Origin of the sequence: Bradyrhizobium denitrificans, assembly GCF_013179005.1 — a bacterium.
Taxonomy (GTDB): domain Bacteria; phylum Pseudomonadota; class Alphaproteobacteria; order Rhizobiales; family Xanthobacteraceae; genus Bradyrhizobium; species Bradyrhizobium denitrificans.
Map to the genome: position 1 here is coordinate 223,723 of NZ_JABFDP010000011.1, position 25,667 is coordinate 249,389.

General features: G+C 65.5%; 26 protein-coding genes and 2 tRNA genes. 18 read left to right on the top strand and 10 right to left on the bottom strand.

Annotated elements, in window-relative coordinates:
- Positions 1–6: 6 nt before the first annotated feature.
- Both eutC and HL671_RS14305 read right to left on the bottom strand, forming a co-directional pair.
- Positions 7–786 carry an ethanolamine ammonia-lyase subunit EutC gene (eutC, locus tag HL671_RS14300; protein ID WP_172236762.1) on the bottom strand — a complete coding sequence of 260 codons (780 nt, stop codon included), beginning with the start codon at positions 784–786 and terminating at the stop codon, positions 7–9.
- The gene (locus tag HL671_RS14305) at positions 783–2,171 is read right to left on the bottom strand and encodes an ethanolamine ammonia-lyase subunit EutB (RefSeq protein ID WP_172236763.1); all 1,389 of its coding nucleotides are present in this window, start codon (positions 2,169–2,171) and stop codon (positions 783–785) included. Before HL671_RS14305 ends, eutC begins: the two co-directional genes overlap by 4 nt.
- A gap of 175 nt (positions 2,172–2,346) precedes the next feature.
- Between HL671_RS14305 and HL671_RS14310 the strand changes: the two genes are divergently transcribed.
- The 3 genes from HL671_RS14310 (at position 2,347) to HL671_RS14320 (ending at position 4,433) form a co-directional block, all read left to right on the top strand.
- Complete coding sequence (locus tag HL671_RS14310) at positions 2,347–2,691, top strand: Lin0512 family protein (protein WP_009027116.1); 345 nt, start codon at positions 2,347–2,349, stop codon at positions 2,689–2,691.
- A 216-nt stretch (positions 2,692–2,907) separates the two neighbouring features.
- On the top strand, positions 2,908–3,213 hold the full coding sequence (locus HL671_RS14315) for a hypothetical protein (protein WP_012043827.1): 306 nt from the start codon (positions 2,908–2,910) through the stop codon (positions 3,211–3,213).
- Between the two features lie 212 nt (positions 3,214–3,425).
- Positions 3,426–4,433 carry a ribonuclease Z gene (locus HL671_RS14320; protein WP_172236764.1) on the top strand — a complete coding sequence of 336 codons (1,008 nt, stop codon included), beginning with the start codon at positions 3,426–3,428 and terminating at the stop codon, positions 4,431–4,433.
- Between the two features lie 82 nt (positions 4,434–4,515).
- Here HL671_RS14320 and HL671_RS14325 read toward each other — a convergent pair whose 3' ends face one another.
- From HL671_RS14325 to HL671_RS14335, 3 genes are all read right to left on the bottom strand, one after another.
- Positions 4,516–5,856 carry a vWA domain-containing protein gene (locus tag HL671_RS14325; protein ID WP_172236765.1) on the bottom strand — a complete coding sequence of 447 codons (1,341 nt, stop codon included), beginning with the start codon at positions 5,854–5,856 and terminating at the stop codon, positions 4,516–4,518.
- Positions 5,857–5,952: 96 nt separating this feature from the next.
- Positions 5,953–6,031, bottom strand: a tRNA-OTHER gene (locus tag HL671_RS14330).
- A 1-nt stretch (position 6,032) separates the two neighbouring features.
- A tRNA-OTHER gene (locus tag HL671_RS14335) sits at positions 6,033–6,107 on the bottom strand.
- Between the two features lie 1,135 nt (positions 6,108–7,242).
- Between HL671_RS14335 and HL671_RS14340 the strand changes: the two genes are divergently transcribed.
- Together HL671_RS14340 and HL671_RS14345 are read left to right on the top strand one after the other, a co-directional pair.
- The gene (locus HL671_RS14340) at positions 7,243–8,322 is read left to right on the top strand and encodes an Acg family FMN-binding oxidoreductase (protein ID WP_172236766.1); all 1,080 of its coding nucleotides are present in this window, start codon (positions 7,243–7,245) and stop codon (positions 8,320–8,322) included.
- A gap of 79 nt (positions 8,323–8,401) precedes the next feature.
- On the top strand, positions 8,402–8,629 hold the full coding sequence (locus tag HL671_RS14345; protein WP_012043834.1) for a hypothetical protein: 228 nt from the start codon (positions 8,402–8,404) through the stop codon (positions 8,627–8,629).
- Positions 8,630–8,632: 3 nt separating this feature from the next.
- Here HL671_RS14345 and HL671_RS14350 read toward each other — a convergent pair whose 3' ends face one another.
- Positions 8,633–8,998, bottom strand: a complete 366-nt coding sequence (locus HL671_RS14350; protein WP_307768993.1) for a hypothetical protein — start codon at positions 8,996–8,998, stop codon at positions 8,633–8,635.
- Positions 8,999–9,122: 124 nt separating this feature from the next.
- Between HL671_RS14350 and HL671_RS14355 the strand changes: the two genes are divergently transcribed.
- The 3 genes from HL671_RS14355 (at position 9,123) to HL671_RS14365 (ending at position 11,507) form a co-directional block, all read left to right on the top strand.
- Entirely contained in the window at positions 9,123–9,827 is a 705-nt protein-coding gene (locus HL671_RS14355; RefSeq protein ID WP_012043836.1) for a glutathione S-transferase family protein, read from the top strand.
- Positions 9,824–10,804 carry an oxygenase MpaB family protein gene (locus HL671_RS14360; RefSeq protein WP_012043837.1) on the top strand — a complete coding sequence of 327 codons (981 nt, stop codon included), beginning with the start codon at positions 9,824–9,826 and terminating at the stop codon, positions 10,802–10,804. The genes HL671_RS14355 and HL671_RS14360 overlap by 4 nt, the downstream gene beginning before the upstream one ends.
- A 112-nt stretch (positions 10,805–10,916) precedes the next feature.
- Positions 10,917–11,507: a hypothetical protein gene (locus tag HL671_RS14365; RefSeq protein WP_012043838.1), complete on the top strand. Its 591-nt coding sequence runs from the start codon at positions 10,917–10,919 to the stop codon at positions 11,505–11,507.
- 73 nt (positions 11,508–11,580) lie between these two features.
- On the opposite strand, the gene HL671_RS14370 is transcribed toward HL671_RS14365, so the two are convergent.
- A complete protein-coding gene (locus HL671_RS14370; protein ID WP_012043839.1) occupies positions 11,581–11,781 on the bottom strand; it encodes a hypothetical protein in 201 nt (66 codons plus the stop codon).
- Between the two features lie 218 nt (positions 11,782–11,999).
- Between HL671_RS14370 and HL671_RS14375 the strand changes: the two genes are divergently transcribed.
- The 9 genes from HL671_RS14375 to HL671_RS14415 all read left to right on the top strand — a co-directional run bounded on the left by HL671_RS14375 (position 12,000) and on the right by HL671_RS14415 (position 21,141).
- On the top strand, positions 12,000–12,356 hold the full coding sequence (locus HL671_RS14375) for an ArsC family reductase (protein WP_172236767.1): 357 nt from the start codon (positions 12,000–12,002) through the stop codon (positions 12,354–12,356).
- A gap of 342 nt (positions 12,357–12,698) precedes the next feature.
- Positions 12,699–13,454 (top strand): ABC transporter ATP-binding protein, encoded by a 756-nt coding sequence (locus tag HL671_RS14380; protein ID WP_172236768.1) that lies wholly within the window; start codon positions 12,699–12,701, stop codon positions 13,452–13,454.
- Entirely contained in the window at positions 13,447–14,193 is a 747-nt protein-coding gene (locus tag HL671_RS14385) for an ABC transporter ATP-binding protein (protein WP_012043842.1), read from the top strand. Before HL671_RS14380 ends, HL671_RS14385 begins: the two co-directional genes overlap by 8 nt.
- 43 nt (positions 14,194–14,236) lie before the next feature.
- The gene (locus tag HL671_RS14390; RefSeq protein WP_041750731.1) at positions 14,237–15,460 is read left to right on the top strand and encodes an ABC transporter substrate-binding protein; all 1,224 of its coding nucleotides are present in this window, start codon (positions 14,237–14,239) and stop codon (positions 15,458–15,460) included.
- 76 nt (positions 15,461–15,536) lie between these two features.
- Positions 15,537–16,400: a branched-chain amino acid ABC transporter permease gene (locus HL671_RS14395; protein ID WP_012043844.1), complete on the top strand. Its 864-nt coding sequence runs from the start codon at positions 15,537–15,539 to the stop codon at positions 16,398–16,400.
- A gap of 1 nt (position 16,401) precedes the next feature.
- Complete coding sequence (locus tag HL671_RS14400; protein ID WP_012043845.1) at positions 16,402–17,370, top strand: branched-chain amino acid ABC transporter permease; 969 nt, start codon at positions 16,402–16,404, stop codon at positions 17,368–17,370.
- Between the two features lie 143 nt (positions 17,371–17,513).
- Complete coding sequence (locus tag HL671_RS14405; RefSeq protein WP_012043846.1) at positions 17,514–18,158, top strand: DUF47 domain-containing protein; 645 nt, start codon at positions 17,514–17,516, stop codon at positions 18,156–18,158.
- 14 nt (positions 18,159–18,172) lie between these two features.
- Entirely contained in the window at positions 18,173–19,183 is a 1,011-nt protein-coding gene (locus tag HL671_RS14410) for an inorganic phosphate transporter (protein ID WP_012043847.1), read from the top strand.
- Between the two features lie 338 nt (positions 19,184–19,521).
- A complete protein-coding gene (locus tag HL671_RS14415; protein WP_012043848.1) occupies positions 19,522–21,141 on the top strand; it encodes a peptide chain release factor 3 in 1,620 nt (539 codons plus the stop codon).
- Between the two features lie 29 nt (positions 21,142–21,170).
- Here the strand turns inward: HL671_RS14415 and HL671_RS14420 are convergent, their stop codons facing one another.
- A complete protein-coding gene (locus tag HL671_RS14420; RefSeq protein WP_172236769.1) occupies positions 21,171–21,635 on the bottom strand; it encodes a MarR family winged helix-turn-helix transcriptional regulator in 465 nt (154 codons plus the stop codon).
- A gap of 311 nt (positions 21,636–21,946) precedes the next feature.
- Between HL671_RS14420 and HL671_RS14425 the strand changes: the two genes are divergently transcribed.
- Complete coding sequence (locus tag HL671_RS14425) at positions 21,947–24,016, top strand: autotransporter domain-containing protein (protein WP_246705864.1); 2,070 nt, start codon at positions 21,947–21,949, stop codon at positions 24,014–24,016.
- A gap of 179 nt (positions 24,017–24,195) precedes the next feature.
- Here the strand turns inward: HL671_RS14425 and HL671_RS14430 are convergent, their stop codons facing one another.
- Together HL671_RS14430 and HL671_RS14435 are read right to left on the bottom strand one after the other, a co-directional pair.
- Positions 24,196–24,618 (bottom strand): helix-turn-helix transcriptional regulator, encoded by a 423-nt coding sequence (locus tag HL671_RS14430; protein WP_172236771.1) that lies wholly within the window; start codon positions 24,616–24,618, stop codon positions 24,196–24,198.
- Positions 24,615–25,481 (bottom strand): S1C family serine protease, encoded by an 867-nt coding sequence (locus tag HL671_RS14435; RefSeq protein ID WP_172236772.1) that lies wholly within the window; start codon positions 25,479–25,481, stop codon positions 24,615–24,617. Before HL671_RS14435 ends, HL671_RS14430 begins: the two co-directional genes overlap by 4 nt.
- Between the last annotated feature and the right edge of the window lie 186 nt (positions 25,482–25,667).

The window sequence follows — 25,667 nt, forward strand, 5'->3', positions numbered from 1 at the left end:
CCGGCGTCACGATCCGTCCGGCGCGGGGAGCTGCGGCAGGCGGGCGAGGCGGACGCCGGCGGCACGATGCCGGAACATCCGCGCGATCAGCTCGGCGGCCTGCTTGGCCGCGTCCTCCGGCGCGAGCCCGCCGTGCCGGACATTGGAGATGCAGTTGCGCTCGGAATCGACGCGGCCGCGGCGCGGCATCCAGGTGAGATAGAGGCCGAGCGAATCCGCCGCGCTCAGGCCCGGACGTTCGCCGATCAGGATGATCGAGGCCGAGGCATCAAACAGCTCGCCGACATGATCGGCTAGCGCGACACGGCCTTGTGAGGCGACGATGATGGGCGACAGCCGCCGCCCGGTCGCGGCGAGCAGTGGCATCAACGTATCGAGCACAGGCAGAGCATTGACCTGCACGGCGCGGCTGCTCAGTCCATCGGCCACGACCAGCGCGATGTCGGCCGGCGCGCGGGGCTCCGACAGCAGCGCTTCCGAGTCCGGCGCCAGCAGGCGACCGGCATCGGGGCGCTGCAGGTAGGTGGCGCGGTCGGCAGCGCGGCTGCGCACGACAATCGCCGGCCAGCCGCGCGCGGTGACGTCGGCGGCGCAGCCGGCGGCATCGAACGGCTTCAGCACCGCATCGCGCGCTTCGGCATGCGCGGCCTGGAAGCCGAGATGGGCCGAGGTCGGCAGTCCCGGCCCGCAACGGCCCAGCGCGATCCGCGCCGCGGTGTAGCGCGACAGCCAGCTCCAATCGTCGGATGACGACGTGGCCGGCGCCTGATCGTCTGTCTCGCTCACCCTTCGGCTCCCAGCAGCGGCAGCGACGGCATCAGCCGGGCCGGATCGAAGCGCAGTTCGCCCTTGCCGTCGCTGATGCCGGTGGCCGCCAGCCAGGCCTCGAACTCCGGCGCGGCGCGTTTGCCCAGCACCTTTCGGATGTAGAGCGCGTCGTGAAACGAGGTGCTCTGGTAGTTCAGCATGATGTCGTCGGCGCCGGGCACGCCCATGATGTAGGTGCAGCCGGCGACGCCGAGCAGGGTCAGCAGCGCGTCCATGTCGTCCTGGTCGGCTTCGGCGTGGTTGGTGTAGCAGACGTCGCAGCCCATCGGCAGGCCGAGCAGCTTGCCGCAGAAATGATCCTCCAGCCCCGCCCGCATGATCTGCTTGCCGTCATAGAGATATTCCGGCCCGATGAAGCCGACCACGGTGTTGACCAGCAGCGGCCGGTAGCGCCGCGCCACCGCGTAACAGCGTGCCTCCAGGGTCTGCTGATCGACGCCGCAATGTCCTGATGAGGACAGCTCGCTGCCTTGTCCGGTCTCGAAATACATCAGGTTGGCGCCGGCAGGACCGCGCGCCAGGCTTTCGGCCGCATCGAGCGCCTCGTCGAGCAGCGCCAGCGTGATGCCGAAGCCGCGATTGGCTTCCTCGGTGCCGGCCAGCGACTGGAACACGAGATCGACCGGCGCGCGGCGTTCGATGGCCTTGAGGGCGGTGGTGACATGGGCGAGCACGCAGGACTGGATCGGCGCGTGCGAGGCGAGCCGCAGGGTCTCGATCATGTCGAGCAACCGCAGCATCGTGTCGAGATCATCGCTCGCCGGATTGATGCCGATGGTGGCGTCGCCGACGCCATACATCAGCCCGTCGAGGATCGAGGCCGCGACGCCCTTGGGATCGTCAAGCGGATGGTTGGGCTGCAGCCGCGTCGACATCCGGCCGGGCAGGCCGATGGTGCAGCGGAAGCGCGTCACCACCTCGCATTTGGCGGCGACGGTGACGAGATCCTGCAGCCGCATGATCTTGCAGACCGCGGCGACCATCTCCGGCGTCAGGCCCGGCGACACCGCCGAAAGCCTCCGGGCATCGGTCGCATCCGACAGCAGCCATTCGCGGAACGCTCCGACGGTCAGGCTCGCGATCTCGGCAAAGGCGCTGCCGTCATGCTGATCGACGATCAGCCGCGTCACCTCGTCGCTCTCATAGGGGATGACGGCCTCGTCGAGGAAGTGGCGCAGCGGCAGGTCGGCGAGCGCCATGCGCGCGGCGACGCGCTCGGCCGCATCCTGCGCGGCGAGGCCGGCGAGCACGTCGCCCGAACGTGGCGGCGTCGCCTTGGCCAGCAGCGTCCTGAGATCGTCGAAGCGATAGGTCGTGCCGCCCAGGCTGTGTGAAAAACCCATGGATCCTGCTCCGCAAGCATTTCGCGGTCATTCAGGGCCGCATCATGCACGACCTATGCCGATATTTGATGACCTTTTTGCCGCGACCTCGCGTCGATCCGCAACAGGTTGCGCCCGCTGCGGCGCGCGCTAAGGTCGCACGCTGCACAGGCTGAGCGAACGAGGGAACTCCGACATGGCGCGTATTCGCTGTATCACCGAGATGGGCATGGGCGTCGACGTCCATGGCCGTGACGCCACCAAGGCTGCGAAGCGCGCGGTGTCGGATGCGATCCGCCATTCCAGCCTCGGCTTCTTCCGCATGGTCGGCAAGACGCCGCAGGACATGCTCGTCGATGTCACGATCGGCGTGCCAAATCCCGAGGCCGTCGATACTGCGGCGGTCGCCAAGGAGCTGCCCTATGGCACGGTGACGGTGACCGCCGTGAAGGGCGGGCTGGAGATTCCGGCCGAAGCGGGCAGTGACGCCATCATCATCGCCAATGCCGCGGTGCTGGTTCATCTCGACGACGGCAAGTGATCACGCGGGATGTCCCGCGCTGCCATTGCCTGATGCGTTGGTCGGCCCCGGGCTTGGTCGGGCCGGCCGAGCACCGTGACTGACGCGCAGGCTCAGCCTCGCGAGGATTGTCGCGCGCGGAATAAGGCCGCCGCTTGAGAGCTGGAACGGCTACCCCGTGCCGCGCGTTCGGACCTGAGCAGGCCGGGACGGCCCGACCCTTGTCAGGAGCGATCTATGGAACGCACGATCACCGGCCATTTCGCCACGCGCCGCGAGGCCGAGCTTGCCGTCGAGCATCTGGTACAGGACCATGGCATCGCCCGCACCGACGTCTTCGTCCAGGCATCGGGCGCCGCCAACAGCGCCGGATCGCGCGCCGCCGGCGCCGACGTCCATAGCGGCCATCCTGGCGTCGGTAAAAGCGGCAAGCCCGAGCTCGAAGGCGAGATCGAGGTGTCCGTCGATTGTCACGCTGACGATCCGGAGGTGGTGGAGGCGATCTTGAAGGAGCAGGGCGCGCGGCGGGTCGGGTCGCAGTGATGCGGTCGGCCGCGGCGCAGCCGCGATGACGCATTGTCGCTGCGTCGGGTTTGTCGATCGGCAAAAATCTGGCATATCCCCACGTCTCTGGGGATTGTGCGTGATGTCGATCGAAGATCTGGATGGCCTGAAGCCCGGACATCGCCGGCCGCATCTGCGCCGGGGAGCGCGCGAGGAGCATTGGCCCGTATGACACGACAGGGCAGGGGGCGATGAGCGCGTTGGTGCAGCCGCGCCTGATCAACGACGTGTTCGGGGATCCCGGCGTCTATCTTGATTTTCGCTTCGGCCGCAGGGCCATGCTGTTCGACTGCGGCGATCTTGTGCCTCTATCGCATCGCGAGCTGCTTCGTGTCGCCGACGTCTTTGTCAGCCACCGCCACCTCGACCATTTCTGCGGCTTCGACCGGTTGCTGCGCGTGCATCTCGGGCGTCCCGGGGCATTGCGCGTGGTCGGACCGGCGGGCATGATCGACGGCATTGCTGCGAAGCTTGCGGCCTATGAGTGGAACCTGCTCGGGGAAAGCTCGCCCGATTTCGTTGTCGATGTCAGCGAGTTCGCGGCCGAATGCCTTGCCGATCGCAAGGTGTTTCGCGCCCGCGACGCCTTTCGTGGCGAAGCCGCGCAGCGCGCGTCGCTGCCGAAGGGCGTCGTGTTCGACGATGGCGAACTGACGATCGAGGCCCGCGCCCTCGAGCACAATATTTCTTCGCTCGGCTTTGCTCTGCAGGAGGCGATGCGGATCAATGTCTGGACCGAAGGGCTGGCATCGCTCGGCCTCGAGGTCGGTCCCTGGCTTAATACGGCCAAAAGCGCGGCGCGGCGCGGTGAGGGCGATGGCACCCCGATCGAGGTCGGCAATGGTCGCTTCGAGAGCCTCGGACGGCTGCGCGAGCACGTTCTTCGCAGCGGCCCGGGGCAGCGCGTCGCCTATGTCACGGACACCGCGTACACCCCCGACAACGCCGCCGCCATTGTCGCTCTGGCGCGCAATGCGGATCATCTGTTCATCGAGAGTGCGTTCGCCGACGCTGACGCTGCCATCGCGCGTGAACGCCGCCATTTGACCGCAACGCAGGCCGGACGTCTGGCGCGCGAGGCCGGCGTGCGCCGGCTCACCACGTTCCACTACTCGCCGCGCTATGTCGATACGCCGGATCGCCTGCAACTGGAGGCCGCGGACGCGTTTGCGCGAACGCCGCCCTCAGCGTTGAAGTAGGCTCCGCAGGGCGGCCCATCCAACTAAGCGCTTGTTGAGGAAAGACCCGGGCGCGTCTGTGACGCGTCCGGGTCGGTTGTCGTCAGTGCAGGGTCGCCCCGCGCAGCGTCTCCTCCTGCGCGGCAATCCACGCGATCACCGCCTCGGAGAAGCCGTCGACCCGCGTCCAAGGTCCGTAACCGACCCCGTGCTGGTACGACGCCACGTTCACCATGGTCCCGCGCGCCCGTGGCGACGGCACCGGATCGTGGCTCTGCTCGTCGGTGAAGACGATCAGGCGGTCTCCCTTGCGGTCGACCTCCTGGACCGCCCGGCCGAGATAGGTCCCGGAATGCGGCTGCGATCCGAGGATCGCATCGCGCAGCGCGAAGCCACGGCGCGGCGGCACCTTCACGACAGCGTCGCTGAACGTGAAGATCTCGACCTCGTCGCAGACCTCGCGGGCCAGCACCGCCAGCCCGCACGCCGCATCGGCGCGCGTCATCTCCGACTTCGCGGACAGCGCCGCGAACATCGAACCGGACACGTCGATCAGCAGTCGCGTGCGGCCCGGAAGCCGCGCATGACCCTTGATCGACCGCAGCATCGCGGCCTCGAGCTCGGGCTCGAAGTCCGGCGCATGCCGCGCCGCCGTGATGAACCGATACGGCAGGACCCGGTCCGTCCGCATCGCCGCGATCGCATCCGCGATCGTCGCGCGCGGCACGCCGGCCTGTTGCATCAGACGCAGGTTGCGCAGCAACGCCAGCGCTCCGAGCCGCTTCTCGTCGAGCAGCCGCTCGAAGCTCGCACGCTTGTCCGCGCCGGCCGACAGCGCCACCTCCCAGGTATCGGGCGAGGGTAGCTCGCCATCGACGAGCTGCTTCCACACCGCCTCCTGGGCGGCGTCCTTCGGCCTGGCGTGAACCAGGAACAGGACGTCGCGGAGCCGCACCGGCCCCTCGCGGTCATACTTCGCGAGCTGATAGGCGTCGAACTTGCCGAACGCCTTCGCCAGCCCCTTCTTGACCTGTGCCGACACCGGCTGCCGCTTGCGCTGCTGCTGCGGCCCCAGCGAGTCCGCCCAGTAGATCGCCAGCAGCTCCGTCATCTCGTCCGGCCGCTGGATGATGCGCGCCAGCGTCTCGGCCACCAGCGCGCGGTGCGACGGCAGCCTCGCCATCTCGCGGGCGACGAGCAGCGGCGCGTGCCGCAGCTTCATCTCTTCGCGCGCACGCACCGCGAGCTGAGCGACCTCGCGCGGTGCGACCAGCGGGACCAGCGCCTTGATCCGGTCGGCGATCGCGACCCCGTCCTCGTAGAACTGGTCCTCCCACAACAGACAGCTCATCAGCGTGCGCTGCAGCGCCTGCACAGGCGCGAGCTGTCGGGACGGCGCACCCTCATGGGTGAAGGCGCGCAGGAACGTGTTGAGCCTGACCATGATGGCCTCCTCGGGTTGGGTTGATGATGGATGGAATGGCCGGAGGACCGGCCGGCTCCGCGTGGTCGGTTTGGAGATCACGCGTTGCAGGGACCGCGCGCCGGGAACGGGCGAATGCTGAGCTCCGCTCCATTTGCGTGGAGCAGATAGTGCTCTGCCACTGAGCTACCGGCGCATGGAACGCCGGGTGGGACTCGAACCCACGACCTCTCGATTAACAGTCGAAGTATCAGCACTCCTCACCACGGCGCGTGGATGAGCTGGCGCAGCAAACATCTGCACCGTAACGACGTGATCGTTCGAAAACGATCACCGTTTGATATCGACCACGAGCCGGGAACGGACGACGACTGAGATCCGGTCCACCGAGAATGGACCGGAAAGCGCTCTGTCCTCTGAGCTACCGGCAGAACACCGGGCGGGATTCGAACCCGCGACCTCTCGCGTGAAAGGCGAAGTAACAGTCATCTTCACCACGGTTCGTGGATGACGTCGGCGGGGAATCGGCGATGCTGTTGCTGCCCTGTTCGGGCGCTCGGTTTCAACGAAGTAACAGACATCTTCACCACCGCCTTGGCCGCCCGGCCGTGGCCGGGCGACGATAGATGGCATGCTGGGGAACGGGCAATCACGGCAATACGACGATCGAAACGCAGGCTTGGCGCGAGGCCTCACCGCAACCCGCGACTCACCCGTCTCGCTTGACGGATTCCACGGTACGATCGATCGAAGGCGGCGCGTGGCCGCATTGGCGCGAAGGATCCGCGATCTTCACCACCAGCAGCTCCCGGCCGCGAACGGCCGGGAATTGAAATCACTTGTCTGCGGCGCCACAGGGCGCCGCGTGGTGCGAGCTCTCAAGCAAGCTCGCTCTGTCATCGGTGTCCGGCTCGACGCCTCGTTCCCTCCGACAGGCCCCGCGCGCTTAGGCCGCGCATCACCTGCGCGAGCCCCGGGATCCGGGTCTCCCGTTCCGGCAGATCGCCGGCACTTCCGTTGCTGTTCGCCGTGCAGCCAACTCGCGTGAGGGCAATAAAAAGCCCTCCGGAGCGGCTGGCTCGGGAGGGTCCGTGTGATGCGGACTTCATGGATCCTGCTTCAAGCAAGACCGCTCCCCCGAGCATGGCGTGCGCCATCCACCGGCGCAAAGCCGTTGGCGGTGCAAATCTTATGTTCATAGCCGAAGGACATCGTCATGCTCATGTTTGTCGCGGGCGCAATCGCTCGCGAGGCCGCGGGACATACGCGGCTTTGATGTTGCTGTCAACAGCGATCGAGCTATCTATGAGTTGGTTGTTGCAGATGTTGATCTGCAACAACGCGCCGGCGCAGGTCGCCGCTATCGTGATCCCAGGTCACATTGCGGCGAATTCGCGAGCGCGTTCGATGAACCGACGGCAGATCTTGTTAGGAGCGGGCGGCGCCCTTGCGGCCGCGGCGTGCGGCACCGGCGCATGGCGCGCGGCGACGGGAACGATGAGTTCTTATAACGACTACAGCGCGCGGCTGCGCGCGCCGCTGTCGTCCGACATTGCTGACGTGATCCGCTATGCGACGCTCGCAGCGAACAGTCACAACACGCAGCCCTGGCGCTTTCGCGTGAGCCGCGATGCGATCGAGATCGGGCCCGATGTGTCGCGGCGGACGCCGGCGGTCGATCCCGACGACCATCATTTGTTTGTCAGCCTGGGCTGCGCCGCCGCCAATCTCGCGATCGCCGCCGCGGCGGCTGGATATCAAGGCGAGCTTGCGATCGACGGCCAGACGATCCGCTACGATTTCGTCAAGGGCGTGCCCCATGAGGATCGGCTGCTTGCGGCGATCGTGCGCCGGCAGTCGACGCGGACCGCGTATGACGGCCGCGCGGTGCCGTCCAGCGATCTCTCCGCGCTGCAGAGCGCTGCAGCAATGCCTGGCGTCGATCTCGCTCTGGTCACCGATTCCGCCCGTATCGCCGCCATCCGCGATCTCGTCGTGGCCGGCAATGACACGCAGATGCGCGATGTCGCGTTCATGCGTGAGCTCAAGCGTTGGATCCGCTTCAATCCGCACAGCGCGATGATGACCGGCGACGGTCTGTTCGCTGCGGCGAGCGGCAACCCGTCCTTGCCGACTGCGCTTGGGGGCGTTGCCTTCGACCGCCTGTTCGATGCCGCGGCCGAGAACGACAAATATGCCCGCCAGATCGCGTCCTCCGCGGGACTTGTCGTGTTCGCGGCCGAGCGGGCCGATCCGTCGCATTGGATCAGGGTGGGGCAGGCCTGCCAGCGCTTCGCGCTCAAAGCGACGCGGCTCGGGCTCAAGCTTGCGTTCATCAACCAGCCGGTCGAGGTGGCGTCGTTGCGGCCCGAGCTGGCGCGCGTGGTCGGAACCACCCGGCGGCCGGATCTTGTGCTGCGCTTCGGCTATGGTCCGGCGCTGCCCTTTGCGCCGCGGCGGCCGGTGTCGCAGGTGCTGAGTTCATGAGTCGTTCCTGTCAATCTTGACGGATTTGCGACTCGATGCATTGCTTCGTGACATGTTCGAGAACACCCGATTGGCACGCATGAGCGACGGGCATTATTGCCTGGTGCGCGACCTTGGCCTGGTCAAGGGCGGCAAGGGCATGCGTCATCACGAGGTGGTGGTGGATTTCAGCGCCCGCGGCATGAAGGTGCTCGCGAAGCAGGGCGCCTCGGCGCTGATGCGCCGCGTCGCGGCAAAGCTGGCGCAGCATGAAGCGACCTCGAAGCTGCCGGCGTTGCTGCGCGTGCGCCTGCGCGAGCCGCAATAGCACTTATCGACTTCGCCGTCCGTTGTTGCCGATCGGCGGCCGCGGCACGTAAGGGCTGTCCGGATTGACGTCGAGTTCGACATCGGCCACGCAATATTGCGGCTGGGAATGGCTGCGCCCCGAATGCCAGCGTCCCTCGCGCAGCTCGACCTCGCTCATGCCGCTGATGTCGAAACATTTCCATTGGCCGCCCGGTGGCAGGCCGCGGCTCGCGCCGCCGGCGAACTGGAACCCGAGCACGCGCTCGCGCCCGCCGCTATGGCCGAGGATGATCGGGCACAGCGCGCGGGCGAAACCCCGATACATGCACAGGACCTGCTGGCGCGTGCGCATCGCCTGCATGATCATCTGGTAGGTTGCACTGGGCACGCCGAGTCTCCGCACATGACAGCATCATAAGACCGGCGCGCAACGGCGGTTCCGCATCATGCCTTGCAGCAGGGGCGTCCGGCCTTAGATTGATGCAACCGATGTCAGCGCGAGCACAGCCACAATGTCCGATCTTTCCAGCTTCCCGATCACCAAGCGCTGGCCGGCGCAGCATTCCGACCGCATCCAGCTCTATTCACTGCCGACGCCGAATGGCGTGAAGGTCTCGATCATGCTGGAGGAGACGGGTCTACCTTATGAGCCGCATGCGATCGATTTCGGCAAGGACCACCAGAAGACCCCCGAATTTCTCTCGCTCAATCCGAACGGCAAGATTCCGGCGATCATCGATCCCAATGGCCCCGGCGACAAGCCCCTCGGCCTGTTCGAGTCCGGCGCAATCCTGCAGTACCTGGCCGAGAAGACCGGACAATTCCTTCCCGCCGATCCGGCGCGGCGCTGGCAGACCCTGCAATGGCTGCATTTCCAGATGGGTGGCATCGGGCCGATGTTCGGCCAGCTCGGCTTCTTCCACAAATTCGCCGGCCGTGAGTACGAGGACAAGCGCCCGCTGCAGCGCTATGTCGCCGAGAGCAAGCGGCTGCTCGGCGTGCTCGAGGCCCGGCTCGATGGCCGGCAATGGATCATGGACGCCGACTACACCATCGCCGACATTGCGACGCTCGGCTGGGTGCGCAATCTGATCGGCTTTTATGGCGCGCGCGAGTTGGTGGCGTTCGACGAGCTGACGCACGTGCCGGCCTGGCTGGAGCGCGGCCTGGCACGGCCGGCGGTGCAACGCGGGCTGGAGATCCCGAAGCGGCCGTGATCGTCAGCGAAGCCGATTTCGAAAATCGCCTGGACGAGGTGATGTCGGCGCCCGCCCTGGCGGGCGACGGCGTGCTCGGCCCGGACAGCGTGATGTGGCGCGTTCATCGCGAGGCGGCGCTGTTTCTCGGCGCCGGGCGGGCGCTGCTGCTGCAGCTCGCCCATCCCTGGGTGGCGGCCGGAATCGCCGAGCAGTCGAAAGTGTTCGCCGATCCGCTGGGCCGTTTTCACCGCACCTTCAGCATCGTCTACACGATGGTGTTCGGCACGCGCGCGCAGGCGGTCGCGGTGGCGCGCCGGCTGTATCGGCGTCATGCCGCCGTCGACGGCGTGATGCCGGAGACGGTTGGACCGTTCGCGGCGGGGTCGCGCTATCGTGCCAACGATGTCGAGGCGCTGCGCTGGGTCCATGCCACGCTGGTCGAGACCGCGATGATGTCCTACGGCCTGCTGTGTCCACCGCTCGCGGCGGCCGAGCGCGAGCAATATTGGCGTGAGGCGATGCGCTTCGCGCGCCTGTTCGGGATTCCGCACGACATGCTGCCGCGCGACTGGGACGCGTTCAAGGCCTACACCGCCGGGATGATGGCGTCGGAGACGCTCACGGTCAGCACGGCCGCGCGCGATATCGCGCGGCGCATCTTCTCCGGCGAGGCGACTCTGATCGGGCCGCCGCGCTGGTTCACCGCGCTGACCGCGGAGATGCTGCCCGAGCGGCTGCGGCTCGCGTTCGACCTGCCTCATGGAGAGCGCGAACGGCGCAGCGCTGCGCGGGCCCGCGTCTGGCTGCCACGGGCCTACGCAATGCTGCCGGACCGGTTGCGGACCGTCGGTCCCTATCAGGAAGCGATGGCGCGCATCCGCGGCAATGCTTGCCCGCCGTTCACGCGGCTGCTCAACCGCGCCTGGATTGGACAGCCGCTGATGCCAGCCGCGGGCGCTGGCGCCGCAACGCCGCAGCGCAAGGCTTCCGGTTGAGGGGCGCCCGCCGCGATGCATCCTGTGAACGAGTTCACAGCAGGGCCTTGGCGCGTGCGTTACTTTGGCGGCCGCCAGCATCTGACGATGGAGTCTGCCCGCGGAGGACACGATGGACGCGCTCACGCTTCTGATCATCCGCCACGCCGAGAAGCCTGATGGCGATGCGACCGGTCCGGGCCTGACGCACAAGGGCAAGGTGGATTCGAAGTCGCTGGTGATCTTCGGCTGGGAGCGGGCAGGGGCGTGGACGGCGCTGTTCGGTGCCGGGCTCGGCGGTTCGACCTATCCTGCGCCGCAGGCGGTCTATGCGGCCGATCCCGACAGCACCAAGGACGGCTCGGAACCGAGCCGGCGACCCTATGAGACGGTGCTGGACCTGGCGGCCCGCGTCGGCCTCGACAGGCCGAACACATCGTTTGCGAAGGGACAGGAAGCCGCGCTGGTCGACGCGCTGTTGCCGCTCGCCGGCACGGTGCTGGTCGCCTGGGAGCACAAGGCGATCATCTCCGACATCCTGCCGCGCCTGCCGGTCAGCAATGCCGACCAGTTGCCGACCCATTGGTCAGGCAAGCGCTTCGACGTGGTGCTGCGCCTCGATCGCGCTGCCGGCGCGACCGAGTTCGAGTTTCAGGAATTGTATCCGTGCCTGATGCCGGGAGATTCCACCAAGCCGCTGAAGAATGACCCGAAGGACGACTGAGAGAGATCATCGCGCCGTCGCTCGATCAGGTCCAAATGGCATACGTTATTCTGTATCGGGATTCTGCATCTGGTCAGGCGAGAGCGAACGGCTCGCGGTCGCGCGAGTCCTCGACCCAGGCGTGAGCGGCGAACCATTCATGGTGGATGCGGCAGTGCGGGCAATAGGTGCGTGAGAAGAACACAGGCATGCGCTGAAAGCGTGCGGCCTCCATCTCCATCCCGGTCTCGATGCTGCGGCCGGTCTGCGTGCAACGTACCATGATCTTGCCCATCGCGGTCTCCTGTTCGCGCGCCAGATACGCCGGGGATGCGAAGAAAATGTAATGCTGAGCCGACAGTTTCGTGGCAAAGGTCCGGGTGAATTCCGACCGCGGAACGAAGCGTGTTTTCCGCATCAAAAGCCGGTGAATCGCACTGCAAAATGCCGGGCCAATTGTCGCAACATGAGACATCCGTTGCGGTGCGACACGATTGTTTGAGGACGCAAGCCATGAGCATCACGATCTACGGAATCAAGAACTGCGACACGATGAAGAAGGCGCGTGCCTGGCTCGACGATCATGGCGTGGCTTACGACTTCCACGACTACAAGACGGCTGGAATCGACAAGGCGACGTTGAAGACCTGGAGCGACGAGGTCGGTTGGGAGCTGTTGCTCAATCGCGCCGGCACCACGTTCAAGAAATTGCCCGACGCCGACAAGGAGGGACTCACCGAAGCCAAGGCGATCGCGCTGATGCTGGCGCAGCCATCGATGATCAAGCGGCCGGTGCTCGATCTCGGTGGCCGCCGTATCGTCGGCTTCAAGCCGGAGATCTACGCCAAGGACGTGAAGGGCGCGAAGTAGCAGGCCGGTGCCGGCAACCCGTAAGAGCCCGTGCCGGCGCGATCGCGAATGACCACGCGCGCTGCGGGGCCGGCGCCAAACGCGCTGGCGGTGAAGCGCATGATGGTGGCATAGTATTCTATGTCCGCGGGAAGAAGAGAATCGTATCAACGCAAGGTGCATGGATGGCGTTGCGACGCCAATGCCCAGCTTTCCGCCTTGCCTAACTCCCTCGATTGACGGCATATTCCGGCGCGAAGCGGCCGCGGGTGGTGGCAAGCAATTGTCCAACCGTCCGGCAGAGCCGCCGTACAGGAAGAAGCGAGGGCTGGGCGCCGACGGCGCCGGCTGGGGGGATTCTGTTTGGCTGAAGAGTTCATTCTCGAAACCCACGGATTGACGAAGGAATTCGCGGGGTTCTTTGCCGTTCGCGATGTTTCGCTCAAGATACGCCGGGGCACCATTCACGCGCTGATCGGTCCCAACGGGGCCGGCAAGACCACGTGCTTCAATCTTCTGACCAAGTTCCTGCGCCCTTCAGCGGGCAAGATTCTCTATAAGGGGCAGGACATTACGGCCGTGGCGCCGGCCGATGTGGCGCGTCTCGGCCTGGTCCGCTCGTTCCAGATCTCGGCGGTGTTTCCACATCTGACCGCGCTGGAGAACGTGCGCGTCGCCCTGCAACGCCAGCATGGCTCGTCATTCGACTTCTGGCGCTCCAAGAGCGTGCTGAACCGCTTCAATGCCCGGGCGCTGGAGCTGCTCAACGATGTCGGCCTGAGCGAGTTCGCGAATATTCCGGCGGTCGAAATGCCGTATGGACGCAAGCGCGCGTTGGAGATCGCGACCACTCTGGCGCTCGATCCGGAGATGATGCTGCTGGACGAGCCGATGGCCGGCATGGGCCATGAGGACATCGACAAGATCGCCGCGCTGATCAAGCGCATCTCGGCCAAATACACGATCCTGATGGTCGAGCATAATCTGAGCGTCGTCGCCAACCTGTCCGACACCATCACGGTGCTGACCCGCGGCCAGGTGCTGACCGAGGGACCGTATTCCGAGCTCGCGAAGGATGAGCGCGTCAAGGAAGCCTATCTGGGAGCCGGACATGCCTGAGGTGATGACGGCTGCAAAGCCAGGGCAGGCGGCTGCCACCAGCACCATTCTCGATGTGAAAAATCTCGAGAGCTGGTACGGCGAATCCCACATTCTCCACGGCATGAACTTCACGGTGAATGCCGGCGAGGTCGTCACCTTGCTCGGGCGCAACGGCGCCGGCAAGACCACGACCTTGAAGTCGATCATGGGGATCATCGGCAAGCGCACCGGCTCGGTGCAGTTCAACGGCCAGCAGCTGATCCGCATGACTTCGGACCGAATCGCGCGGCTCGGCATCGCGCTATGTCCGGAGGAGCGCGGCATCTTCGCGAGCCTCGACGTCCGCGAGAACCTGCTGCTGCCGCCGGTGGTGCGGCCGGGCGGGCTCACGCTCGACCAGATCTTCGAGCTGTTTCCGAATTTGAAGGAGCGGCTGAAGAGCCAGGGCACCAAGCTGTCGGGAGGCGAGCAGCAGATGCTGGCGATCGCGCGCATCCTGCGCACCGGCGCGAGCTTCCTGATGCTGGACGAGCCGACCGAAGGCCTCGCGCCGGTCATCATCCAGCAGATCGGCCACACCATCGCGCGGCTGAAGAAGGAGGGGTTCACGATCCTCCTGGTCGAGCAGAACTTCCGTTTCGCCTCGACCGTCGCCGACCGCTATTATGTCGTCGAGCACGGCAAGGTCATCGACGGTTTCGCCAATGCCGATCTCGCCGCCAACATGGACAAGCTTCATACTTACCTCGGCGTCTGACCGGCGCTGGGACCGTTTCTTGGAACATTCTGGAAAGTTGGAAATGAAAAACAGATTCATCGCGTCATTGCTGCTGGGAACGGCGCTCAGCTTCGCGGCGGGCAGCATCGCCTCGGCCGGCGACAAGACCGTCAAGATCGGCGCGCTGTCCGACCAGTCCGGCCTGTATTCGGATCTCGGCGGCCCCGGCTCGACCTTGGCGACGCAGATGGCCATCGAGGATTCCGGGCTCGCGGGCAAGGGCTGGAAGATCGATGTGATCTCCGGCGACCATCAGAACAAGCCGGATATCGGCACCTCGATCGCGCGGCAATGGTTCGACGTCGACAAGGTCGACATCATCGTCGACGTGCCGAATTCGGGCGTGGCGCTGGCGGTCAACAACGTCGTCAAGGAGAAGAACGGCGTCTACATCAATTCGGGGGCCGCGACCTCCGACCTCACCAATGCGCAGTGCTCGCCCAACACGGTGCACTGGACCTATGACACCTACATGCTGGCGCACACCACCGGCCAGGCGCTGGTCAAGGCGGGCGGCACCAGTTGGTTCTTCCTGACCGCCGACTATGCATTCGGCGCGGCGCTGGAGCGCGACACCACGGCGGTCGTGACCGCCAATGGCGGCAAGGTGATCGGCGGCGTCAAGCACCCGCTCAACACCTCCGACTTCTCGTCCTTCCTGCTGCAGGCGCAGTCCTCGGGCGCCAAGGTCATCGGCCTCGCCAATGCCGGCGGCGACACCACCAACTCGATCAAGCAGGCGGCCGAGTTCGGCATCACCAAGGGCGGCCAGAAGCTTGCCGCGCTGCTGCTGTTCCTGACCGACGTCAAGTCGATCGGGCTCGACATCGCGCAGGGCCTCAATTTCACCGAAACCTTCTACTGGGACATGAACGACCAGACCCGCGCCTTCTCGGAGCGCTTTGCCAAGCGGATGAAGAACGGTGCGCCGCCGACCATGGTGCAGGCCGGCGTCTATGCGGGCCTCCTGCATTACTTCAAGGCGCTGGAGGCGCTCGGCGAGAACCCCCATGACGGCGTCAAGATCGTCGAGAAGATGAAGTCGATCCCGACCGAGGATGCGCTGTTCGGCAAGGGCGAGATCCAGCCCAATGGCCGCACCATCCACACCGCCTATTTGTTCGAGGTCAAGAAACCGTCCGAGTCCAAGGCGCCGTGGGATCTCTACAAGCTGGTCGGCTCGGTGCCGGGCGACCAGGCCTTCACGCCGCTCGACAAGAGTGCGTGCGCCCTGTTGAAGAAGTGAGCCGCTGCAGCCCCGGCGGTCCGCTGCCGGGGCTGCTCGTCCTTTAGGAAACGCCGAGAGAAGACAGAACAAGACGATGCAGGCCCTCTACGCACAGCTCCTGGTCGGACTGATCAACGGCTCGTTCTACGCGCTGCTCAGTCTCGGGCTTGCCGTCATCTTCGGCATGCTCAACATCATCAATTTCGCCCATGGCGCGCTCTACATGATGGGCGCGTTCTGCGCCTATTTCCTGCTGAACCTCGGCGGCATCAACTATTGGTGGGCGCTGCTGCTGGCGCCGATCATCGTCGGCATCTTCGGCATGATCCTGGAGCGCACGCTGCTGCAGTGGCTGACCGGGCTCGACCACCTCTACGGCCTGCTGCTGACCTTCGGCATCGCGCTGATCGTGCAGGGCCTGTTCCAGAACTATTTCGGCTCCTCGGGCCTGCCTTACGCGATCCCCGATCAGCTGCGCGGCGGCATGAATCTCGGCTTCATGTTCCTGCCGATCTATCGCGGCTGGGTCGTGGTGTTCTCGCTGATCGTGTGCCTGGCGACCTGGTTCCTGATCGAGCGCACGCGGCTTGGCGCCTATCTGCGCGCGGCCACTGAAAATCCGACCCTGGTGCGCGCCTTCGGCGTCAACGTGCCGCGCATGATCACGCTCACTTACGGCCTTGGCGTTGGCCTCGCCGCGCTCGCCGGCGTGTTGTCGGCGCCGATCAACCAGGTCCGGCCGCTGATGGGCGCCGACCTGATCATCGTCGTGTTCGCGGTGGTCGTGATCGGCGGCATGGGCTCGATCATGGGCTCGATCATCACCGGCTTCGCGCTCGGCGTGATCGAGGGACTGACCAAATATTTCTATCCCGAGGCTTCCAACACCGTGGTCTTCGTTCTGATGGTCCTGGTGCTCCTGGTGAAGCCGACGGGTCTGACCGGACGGGCGGCCTGACATGACATCGATCACCGACGAGACCCTGCCGATCACGCCGCGCGCGATGCGCGACGAGATGATCGTGTTCGTCATCATGGCCGCGCTGCTCGCCATCGTGCCGTTTACCGGGCTATACCCGTTCTTCGTGATGCAGGCGCTGTGCTTTGCGCTGCTGGCCTGCGCCTTCAATCTGCTGATCGGCTATGGCGGGCTGCTGTCGTTCGGCCACGCGATGTTCCTGGGCACCGCCGGCTATTGCAGCGCGCATGCGCTGAAGGTCTGGGGCCTGCCGCCGGAGCTCGGCATCCTCACCGGCATCGCCGGCGCCTTCGTGCTGTCGGTTGTCACCGGCTACATTTCGATCCGCCGCCAGGGCATCTACTTCTCGATGATCACCCTGGCGCTGTCGCAGCTGCTGTACTTCGTCTATCTGCAGACGCCGTTCACCCATGGCGAGGACGGCATCCAGGGCATCCCGCAGGGCAGGCTGTTCGGCTTCATCGACCTGTCGAAGCCCACCACGCTGTATTACGTCGTGCTGGTCGGCTTCCTCGCCGGCTTCCTGCTGATCTTCCGCACCATCAACTCGCCGTTCGGCGAGGTGCTGAAGGCGATCCGCGAGAACGAGCAGCGCGCGATCTCTCTCGGCTACAAGACCGACCAGTACAAGCTGCTGGCCTATATCCTGTCCGGCACCATCGCCGGCTTTGCCGGCGCGCTGAAGGTGTTCGTGGCCCAGAACGCCTCGCTCACCGACGTGCATTGGTCGATGTCGGGCGAGATCGTGCTGATGACCCTGGTCGGCGGTCTTGGGACCGTGTTCGGTCCGGTCGTCGGCGCCTTCGTGATCATCGCCATGCAGCAATATCTGGCCGGCTTCGGGCAGTGGGTGACCGTCATCCAGGGCGTCATCTTCGTCGCCTGCGTGCTCACCTTCCGCCGCGGGGTGGTCGGGGAAATCGCCCATCTGTTCAAGCGATCCCTCTAAGTCATTGATTTGTTGGGGTAACGCCGAAAAGGCAGAAAGCGGTGGATGATCCGGCCGCCGCTTCTGCTGTGACGCGATCCGGAGTATGACACTTCTGTGACGGGCCGGCCCCGGCCCGTTTCGGAATCGATGGATCTCGTCCCATGCTGAACTGGTTTCGTGCCGTCCTCCCGCGGGAGGAGCGGTTTTTCGATTTGTTCGCCCGCCACAACAAGGTGGTGATCCAGGGCGCGCATGCGCTGCAGGACATGCTCAAGGGCGGCGACGACATTCTGGTGCATTGCCAGCGGGTCAGCCAGTTCGAGAACGAGGCCGACAACATCACCCGCGAAGTGCTGACCGCCGTCCGCCGCACTTTCATCACCCCGTTCGACCGCGGCGACATCAAGAACCTGATCACCTCGATGGACGATGCCATCGACCAGATGCAGCAGACGTCCAAGGCCGTGGTGCTGTTCGAGGTCAAGGAGTTCGAGCCGACGATGCGGGAGATGGGCACCTTGCTGGTCGACTGCGCCAACCTGATCGGGCGCGCGCTGCCGCTGTTGCAGGCGATCGGCCAGAACGTGCCGATGATCACTGCGATCACCGAGGAGATGACCAAGCTCGAGGGCCGCGTCGACGACCTTCACGACATCGGGCTGAAAGAGCTGTTCCTCAAGCACCGCAACGCCAACACCATGGACTTCATCGTCGGCGCGGAGATCTACGATCATCTGGAGAAGGTCGCCGACCGCTTCGACGACGTCGCCAACGAGATCAATTCGATCATGATCGAACAGGTCTAGGGTAGGGTCGCGCCGTGGACGCTCATCTCGGCCTTCCGATCCTGGTCGGCCTCATCGCCGTCGCGCTCGCCTTCGACTTCCTGAACGGCCTGCACGACGCCGCCAACTCGATCGCGACCATCGTCTCGACCCGCGTGCTCCGGCCGCAATATGCGGTGTTCTGGGCCGCGTTCTTCAATTTCGTGGCCTTCGGCGTCTTCGGCCTGCACGTCGCCCAGACCATCGGCACCGGCATCATCGATCCCGCGATCGTCGACGCGCAGGTGATCTTTGCCGCGCTGGTCGGGGCCATCGTCTGGAACCTCGTGACCTGGGCCGCCGGAATCCCGTCGTCGAGCTCGCACGCGCTGATCGGCGGGCTGGTCGGGGCAGGGGTGGCCAAGGCCGGCATCTCGGCCACGGTCTGGAGCGGGCTATCGAAGACAGTGCTGGCGATCGTGCTGTCGCCGCTGGTCGGACTGATCCTGGCGATGATCCTGGTCGCGATCGTGTCCTGGGCCTCGGTCCGCTCGACGCCGTTCGCAGTCGACCGCGCCTTCCGCATCCTGCAATTCGCCTCCGCCTCGCTGTACTCGCTCGGCCATGGCGGCAATGACGCGCAGAAGACGATGGGCATCATCGCCGTGCTGTTGTACTCGCAGGGCCATCTCGGCGAGCATTTCACGGTTCCGTTCTGGGTCGTGCTGTCGTGCCAGGCGGCGATGGCGCTGGGCACCCTGATGGGCGGCTGGCGGATCGTCCGCACCATGGGTCTGCGCATCACCAAGCTGAACCCGATGCAGGGCTTCTGCGCCGAGACCGGCGGCGCCATCACCCTGTTCCTGGCGACCTTCCTCGGCGTGCCCGTCTCCACCACCCACACCATCACCGGCGCCATCGTCGGCGTCGGCGCCGCCCGCCGCGCCTCGGCGGTGCGCTGGAACGTGGCCGGATCGATCGTCTACGCCTGGATTTTCACGATTCCGGCCTCCGCCATCGTCTCGGCGCTGGCCTTCTGGCTGGTGTCGGTGCTCCGGCACGGGTGACTGGATGGGAGTGCCTTCCTAAGGGCGTTGGGGCTCATGGTTCGAGACGCGCCGCAACGGCGGCGCTCCTCACCATGCGGTTGAAGGGGGAATCTGGTCGCGAAGACCTCGCCGCGCGTTTCAGACCTCGTCCTGAGGAGCCCGCCACAGCCGGGCGTCTCGAAGGACGGCCGCGGGCGGGGTGCCAGCGCCGGAGCTATCCCGTCGGCCGCCCGGTTAACTCCCCGGTTGGAGTTGCGGTGCAAAACGCCTATATGGAGGGCGCGCGGCGGCATTGATCCCGCGCGTTTCCCACGACATCGCCCGCTCTCTGGCCCCGAAACGACGCCTGCCGCCTCATGTCCGATACCGCCGTCACGACCGAACAGCCCGCCCGCACCGCCTTGTCCGACGAGGTGGCGCGCCGGCGCACCTTCGCCATCATCTCGCATCCGGACGCCGGCAAGACCACGCTGACCGAGAAACTCCTGCTGTTCGGCGGCGCCATCAACCTTGCCGGCCAGGTCAAGGCCAAGGGCGAGCGCCGCAACACCCGCTCGGACTGGATGAAGATCGAGCGCGAGCGCGGCATCTCCGTCGTGACCTCGGTGATGACCTTTGAGTTCGAGGGGCTCGTGTTCAATCTCTTGGACACGCCGGGCCACGAAGACTTCAGCGAGGATACTTACCGCACGCTCACCGCAGTCGACTCCGCCGTCATGGTGATCGACGCCGCCAAGGGCATCGAAGCGCGCACGCGAAAACTGTTCGAGGTGTGCCGCCTGCGCGACATCCCGATCATCACCTTCATCAACAAGATGGACCGCGAGAGCCGCGACACCTTCGATCTCCTCGACGAGATCGAGAAGACGCTGGCGCTCGACACCACGCCGATGACCTGGCCGGTCGGCCGCGGCCGCGACTTCATCGGCACCTATGACATCCGCGACGGCGGCGTGCGTCTGCTCGAAGGCGGCGGCGCCAAGACCGGCGCCGCGCAGCAGATCGAGATCTCCGAGCTCGGCAAGATCAACGCCAATCTCGACATGAGCCAGATCACTGACGAACTGGAGCTGGTCAGGGAGGCCTGCAAGCCGTTCGAGCTGGATGCGTTCCGCGAGGGCCATCTGACGCCGGTCTATTTCGGCAGCGCGCTGCGCAATTTCGGCGTCGGCGATCTCCTGGAAGGCCTCGGCCGCTATGCGCCGTCGCCGCGCGCGCAGGAATCCAACCTGCGCAAGGTCGATGCCGCCGAGCCGCGCATGAGCGCCTTCGTCTTCAAGATCCAGGCGAACATGGACCCGAACCACCGCGACCGCATCGCCTTCGCACGGCTGTGCTCGGGCAAGCTCAACCGCGGCATGAAGGCGAAGCTGGTGCGCACCGGCAAGACCATGCCGCTGTCGAGCCCGCAATTCTTCTTCGCCCAGGACCGCTCGGTGGCGGACGAAGCCTTCGCCGGCGACGTCGTCGGCATTCCCAATCATGGCTCGTTGCGCATCGGCGACACCCTGACCGAGGGCGAGGACCTCACCTTCGTCGGCGTGCCGAGCTTCGCGCCGGAAATCGTCCGCCGCGTCAGGCTGACCGACGCGATGAAGGCCAAGAAGCTGAAGGAAGCGCTGCAGCAGATGTCGGAGGAGGGCGTCGTGCAGGTGTTCCGGCCGCGCGACGGCGCGCCTGCGCTCGTCGGCGTCGTCGGCCCGCTGCAGCTCGACGTGCTCAAGGCACGGCTCGATGCCGAATATTCGCTGCCCGTCGAGTTCGAGATCTCCGAGTTCTCGCTGGCGCGCTGGATCTCCTGCGATGACAAGAAGAAGCTCGAGGCCTTCATCGCCGCCAACAATTCCGGCGTCGCCGACGATGTCGATGGCGACCCGGTGTTTCTGGCCAAGAACGAGTTCTATCTCGGCTACACCAAGGAGCGCGCCGAAGGCATCGTGTTCTCCAACGTCAAGGACGTGAAGAAGAAGGCGTAGCGCCCCGGTCTCTGCGTTTGGAGGGATCGTTACCGATTTCGCCCGAATACTTTGAGCACCTGCAGAAGTTGCTGATGTCCTTGAGGGCCGACCTTATCCATCAGCCGACGCTCGTGCTCCTGGACCAGACTCTCGGCTTGCTCAAGCAGCGCGATGCCCGCTCCGGTGAGATGCAGCGAGTGCGTGCGCCGGTCTGACGTCGGCAAGCGTTCGAGCAATCCGCGCGATTGCAACTCGTCAAGCGGTGGAATGATCGCCGAGCGGCCGATGCCGAGCACCTCCGACAGGGCCATTTGCGACAACCCCGGATTGTCCCGAATCACGACGAGTATCGAATACTGTGAGGGGCGAATATCGAGTGGGGCGAGCGTCGCGTTGAAGTCCTCGAATACCCAGAGCTGGGCCTGCCGGATCAGGTAGCCGGCACGGCTTGTTAGACCGTCGATGCGGATCCGAGAACGTGCGTCGGTTTCCTGGGTCAGAAGTCGCCTCATGGGTCTGGCGATCGAGTCGCCGGTTTTGGATGCGCGTCTCAAAGTGCCTCGAGGCCGGTCGGTCAATATATTCGCGGTTGTAATCTTGAGGCGCACACATTGCCCGACTGCGGGGCCAATTCAACCCTATTACCTACTACCCCAATTGTTCTTGACCTGAACAAGTCACGATGTGAACATACATTTCTAACGAGCGACCGATTGGCGCGTTGACATCGGCAGGACAATGCCTCGCGCAATTGCCGGGCATCTCAACCTCCGGCCTGTGCACGCCCGCAAAAGCGACGGCGCTCGTGTTGGGGGAGAGGAAAATGCTCAATTTTGTGGGACGGGCGCGGTCGAGCAGCGCCGCGGGCAAATCGCTCGAGCACCGGGAGCAAGTCGGGTGGATGCCCGTTTCTGCCGGCTGTCGCGGCATCGTTGCTGCTTCCATTGCGGCCGCGGGAGTCGTGTGTGGCGCGGCTGGTGCATCGGCTCAGACCTATACGCCGATCGCCATCACACCGAGCCCGGACGTTTATGCATATATTCAGCAGAATCCATTCGTTCAGGGGTGGCTTGGCCCCAGAGTGGCAGGACAGTTTACACGCCTGACCGTGTTCGGTGACAGCTACGCCGACTGGGGAAATGAGATGCGGGCCGGGTCGTCTGTTCCTGCGAGCGGCCGCTTCAGCGCAGGGCTGGCGATGGCCGACGTTGTGCAATACCACTACGGTCTGCCCACCTCGGCGGTCGCCAACTACGCCACCGGGGGCGCCATGAGTGGCGGCACGAATGTCGGAAATCTGTTCGGGTCCACCGGCCCGGTGCTGCCGGGAACCGGCACTGAGATCGGAGTATTCCTTGCGGCGGGAGGGCGTTTCGGCCCACGAGACCTCGTCGACATCACTACCGCAGGCGGCAATGACAGCGTGCCGATCCTGTTCAATCCGACAATCACCCAAGATCAGATGAACACCGCTGCCCGGCAGACGACAGCCAGCATCCTGTCGGACGTTCAGCAGATGGTCCAGGCCGGCGCACGCAATATTGCGATCTTGTCGGTTGGGGATCTGTCCTATTTGCCTGCCGGCGCCGGCAACGCGAACGTCCACTATTTCCAATCGACGTTGACGCAGATGGAGCAGGCCAGCCTGGCGCCGCTGGCGCGCTCGGGCGTCCGTATCTTCTTCTTCGATCTTGCGACGTTGACGCAGAGAGTCGTCGCAAATCCGTCTTTTTACGGTTTCACCAACGTCACCACAGCCTGTACCGATGTGCCGTCCTGCGTCGGCGGCTCGGTGGCGGCACAGAACCAGTTTCTGTCCTATGACGGCTTGCATTTCACGACCGCCGGTTTCGCATTGATCGGTCGCTACCAGACCAACCAGATCGATGCGCCGTTGACGGTGGCGCCGCAGGGTGACGTTGCGACCTCGATCGCGAGCGGTTTCGCCGGCTCGATATTCGGGCATCTCGATGCGTATCGCAACGTCCGTGGTGCGGCTGATGCGATGAACGCGATGGCGGCCGACATGCCGACCAAGGCGGCCCTGGCGGCTCCGGCCGCGGTGCAGAGCCCCTGGTCGGTTTACGGTGACGTCGCCTATTCCGGGGGAAGCCGCGACTCCCAGCAGTTCTTGTCCAGCTACAACTACAATTCGGTCGGGGGATGGATCGGGCTCGACTATCGTCTCTCGCCTGATCTGATGGTCGGCGGGCTGTTCAGCTACGCCCAGCCGAACGTCAATCTCGCTCTGCAGAACGCCCATGAGAAGATCGACGCCTACCAGATCGGCGGCTACGCGGCCTATAACCGCGCCAATTGGTTTGCGGATGCGCTGCTCGCCTACGGCCGTCACGCGATCTCCACGGATCGTCAGGGCGTCATCGATGTCATCCGCGGGTCGACGCATGCGGACACGTTCACGGTCGCCGCGCGCGGTGGTTATCTCTGGGATCTCGGCGCGGTGCGCATGGGGCCGATCGGCGGCCTGTCCTACAGCAATGTGCAGATCGCGGGCTATACCGAAACCGGCGATATGCTGCTCACCAACATGGTCAACCGTCAGCGTCTGGAGAGCCTGACCGGAAGCGCCGGCGTGCAATTGCGCGCACCGTTCGCCGCGGCCGGAGCCTTCTATAATCCATACCTGAACTTGACCGTTGAGCATGAGTTCATTAGCTCCGCACGCAGCCTGATCACGACGCAGGTGACGACACCCTTGCTGCCGGTGTTGACTCCGATCGATGGACGTGCGGCGACCTACGGCAAGGTGGCGGCCGGCTTGGCCGCGGCGATCACCGATAAGGTCAGCGTCAATCTCGGCGTGGTCAGCACGTTCGCCAGATCCGACCGCAACGACTACGGCGTAAACGGCGGCCTCAAAGTCGCGTTCTAACCTCGCGCCTGGACGTTTCGGACGAACAGCTTGTCTTGGTTCCGATGGGGCAGGCGCGCGGGGTGAACATCGTGCCTGACTCTCTCGCATCGCCTCGTTGCTGCTGCCGCACGTGACGAGCGGTGTGTGGAACGAGGTCGCCGGAGGCCGTGAAGCGTTCTGCGGCGGCTGGCGGCTTTTCACAGTTCGATGATCCCGCGCCGCGCCGCATGCGCCACGGCATCCGTGCGGCCGGTGGCGTCGAGCTTGTCGAGCAGCGAGCCGACGTGGAACTTCGCGGTGTGCACGGAGATGCCGAGGCTGCGCGCAATTTCCTTGTTGGAGCAGCCTTCGGCCATCAGCGCCAGTACGTCGCGCTCGCGCGCGGTGAGTTGAAACCCGTCGATCGCGCGGCCGTCGGTCTTGTCATGGTCGAGGCTGCCCTCGTCGAGGCTGCGTTTGTCACGGCCGTGCGGCGTGACGATGGCCACGTCCGCGGTCTCGTCCGGCGCGGCCAGTCTCAGCCCGGCGACGCCGCCGAGCAGCGCCGCCAGCCGGTCGGCCAGCGCGGCATCATCGACCGCGATCGCGATTGTGATCGGCTCGCTCTCGTCCGCGCTCACGCCGGCCGCTCGCCGATCGTCAATGCGACCTGCACCGGCTCGCCGGCGCGCAGTGCCGCCAGCTCGACCACGGCACCGACGCTGTACGGACCGAGCTCGCGCATCAGCCCGCGCATGCCCCTGAACGGCTCCTTGTTGAGGGCGGTAATGATGTCGCCTTGGCGCAGGCCGGCGGCGGCGGCCGGACCGCTCTTGTCGATGCTCATCACCATGGCGCCGAGACCGTCATCGAGCCTGACCGGCTGCAGCCCCGCGCCCAGATAGCCGCGGGCGATGCGGCCGTGGGTTTCGAGCCTGCCGGCCACCCGCTCGATGGTGGCCGTTGGAATGACGAGCGTGCGCCGCGGGCCGCGGACGGCCATGCCGATCGCGTGTCCCGTTGCGTCGAGCACGAGGCCGCCTTCGGAGCTGGGACGCAGCCTTGTGTCGAGCTCGATCCGCGCCGCGATATCGCCGCCGCGCAGGCTGCGCCAGGGGCCGGCGGATTTCGACACCATCGCGAGCGCGGCCACCGGCGTGCCCTGATCGGCGGCCGCGATGACCGCCAGCGCGCCGAGCGGCGGCACTTCGGCCATCAGCGGCATGGGCGCGACATCTGTGCCGTCGAAGCGGAGCAGGGCGATGTCGGTGGTGTGATCGCGCCCGGCAATGCTGGCGGCGCGCGTCGTGCCGTCGGCGAAGGCAATGATGATGTCGCCTTCGTCGGCCAGCGCCTCATCGGCCGTGATGATCAGGCCCGGCTTCCAGACGAAGCCCGTCGCGCGCGAGCGGTGCGAGTGGACCGAGACCAGCGAGGGGGCGGCCGTGGCGACGGTTGCGGCGAGCGCCGTCGAGAGCGAGGAGAGGGGGGACAGATCGGACATCGAGAGCTCCATGGGGTGATCCCAATGTGGAGCGTCGATGGCGCTTTCGGAACTCCCCGGATGGGCAGGCTGCGTCGTGTAGCCCGGATGAGCGGAGCGATATCCGGGATCTCACGAGCTGCGCGTTGAACCCGGATGTCGCTGCGCTCATCCGGGCTTCTGTAACGGGCCTTGGCTTGTCAATCC

Excerpts from the sequence above, each read along its gene's own strand:
- HL671_RS14305 (WP_172236763.1), bottom strand. The coding sequence starts at position 2,171 with ATGGGTTTTTCACACAGCCTGGGCGGCACGACCTATCGCTTCGACGAT.
- HL671_RS14375 (WP_172236767.1), top strand. The coding sequence starts at position 12,000 with ATGAGCATCACGATCTACGGAATCAAGAACTGCGACACGATGAAGAAG.
- HL671_RS14435 (WP_172236772.1), bottom strand. The coding sequence starts at position 25,481 with ATGTCCGATCTGTCCCCCCTCTCCTCGCTCTCGACGGCGCTCGCCGCA.
- HL671_RS14415 (WP_012043848.1), top strand. The coding sequence starts at position 19,522 with ATGTCCGATACCGCCGTCACGACCGAACAGCCCGCCCGCACCGCCTTG.
- HL671_RS14355 (WP_012043836.1), top strand. The coding sequence starts at position 9,123 with ATGTCCGATCTTTCCAGCTTCCCGATCACCAAGCGCTGGCCGGCGCAG.
- HL671_RS14370 (WP_012043839.1), bottom strand. The coding sequence starts at position 11,781 with ATGGGCAAGATCATGGTACGTTGCACGCAGACCGGCCGCAGCATCGAG.
- HL671_RS14420 (WP_172236769.1), bottom strand. The coding sequence starts at position 21,635 with ATGAGGCGACTTCTGACCCAGGAAACCGACGCACGTTCTCGGATCCGC.
- HL671_RS14400 (WP_012043845.1), top strand. The coding sequence starts at position 16,402 with ATGACATCGATCACCGACGAGACCCTGCCGATCACGCCGCGCGCGATG.
- HL671_RS14315 (WP_012043827.1), top strand. The coding sequence starts at position 2,908 with ATGGAACGCACGATCACCGGCCATTTCGCCACGCGCCGCGAGGCCGAG.
- HL671_RS14395 (WP_012043844.1), top strand. The coding sequence starts at position 15,537 with ATGCAGGCCCTCTACGCACAGCTCCTGGTCGGACTGATCAACGGCTCG.
- HL671_RS14385 (WP_012043842.1), top strand. The coding sequence starts at position 13,447 with ATGCCTGAGGTGATGACGGCTGCAAAGCCAGGGCAGGCGGCTGCCACC.
- HL671_RS14365 (WP_012043838.1), top strand. The coding sequence starts at position 10,917 with ATGGACGCGCTCACGCTTCTGATCATCCGCCACGCCGAGAAGCCTGAT.
- HL671_RS14405 (WP_012043846.1), top strand. The coding sequence starts at position 17,514 with ATGCTGAACTGGTTTCGTGCCGTCCTCCCGCGGGAGGAGCGGTTTTTC.
- HL671_RS14325 (WP_172236765.1), bottom strand. The coding sequence starts at position 5,856 with ATGGTCAGGCTCAACACGTTCCTGCGCGCCTTCACCCATGAGGGTGCG.
- HL671_RS14340 (WP_172236766.1), top strand. The coding sequence starts at position 7,243 with ATGAACCGACGGCAGATCTTGTTAGGAGCGGGCGGCGCCCTTGCGGCC.
- HL671_RS14425 (WP_246705864.1), top strand. The coding sequence starts at position 21,947 with ATGCTCAATTTTGTGGGACGGGCGCGGTCGAGCAGCGCCGCGGGCAAA.
- HL671_RS14390 (WP_041750731.1), top strand. The coding sequence starts at position 14,237 with ATGAAAAACAGATTCATCGCGTCATTGCTGCTGGGAACGGCGCTCAGC.
- HL671_RS14320 (WP_172236764.1), top strand. The coding sequence starts at position 3,426 with ATGAGCGCGTTGGTGCAGCCGCGCCTGATCAACGACGTGTTCGGGGAT.
- HL671_RS14310 (WP_009027116.1), top strand. The coding sequence starts at position 2,347 with ATGGCGCGTATTCGCTGTATCACCGAGATGGGCATGGGCGTCGACGTC.
- HL671_RS14345 (WP_012043834.1), top strand. The coding sequence starts at position 8,402 with ATGAGCGACGGGCATTATTGCCTGGTGCGCGACCTTGGCCTGGTCAAG.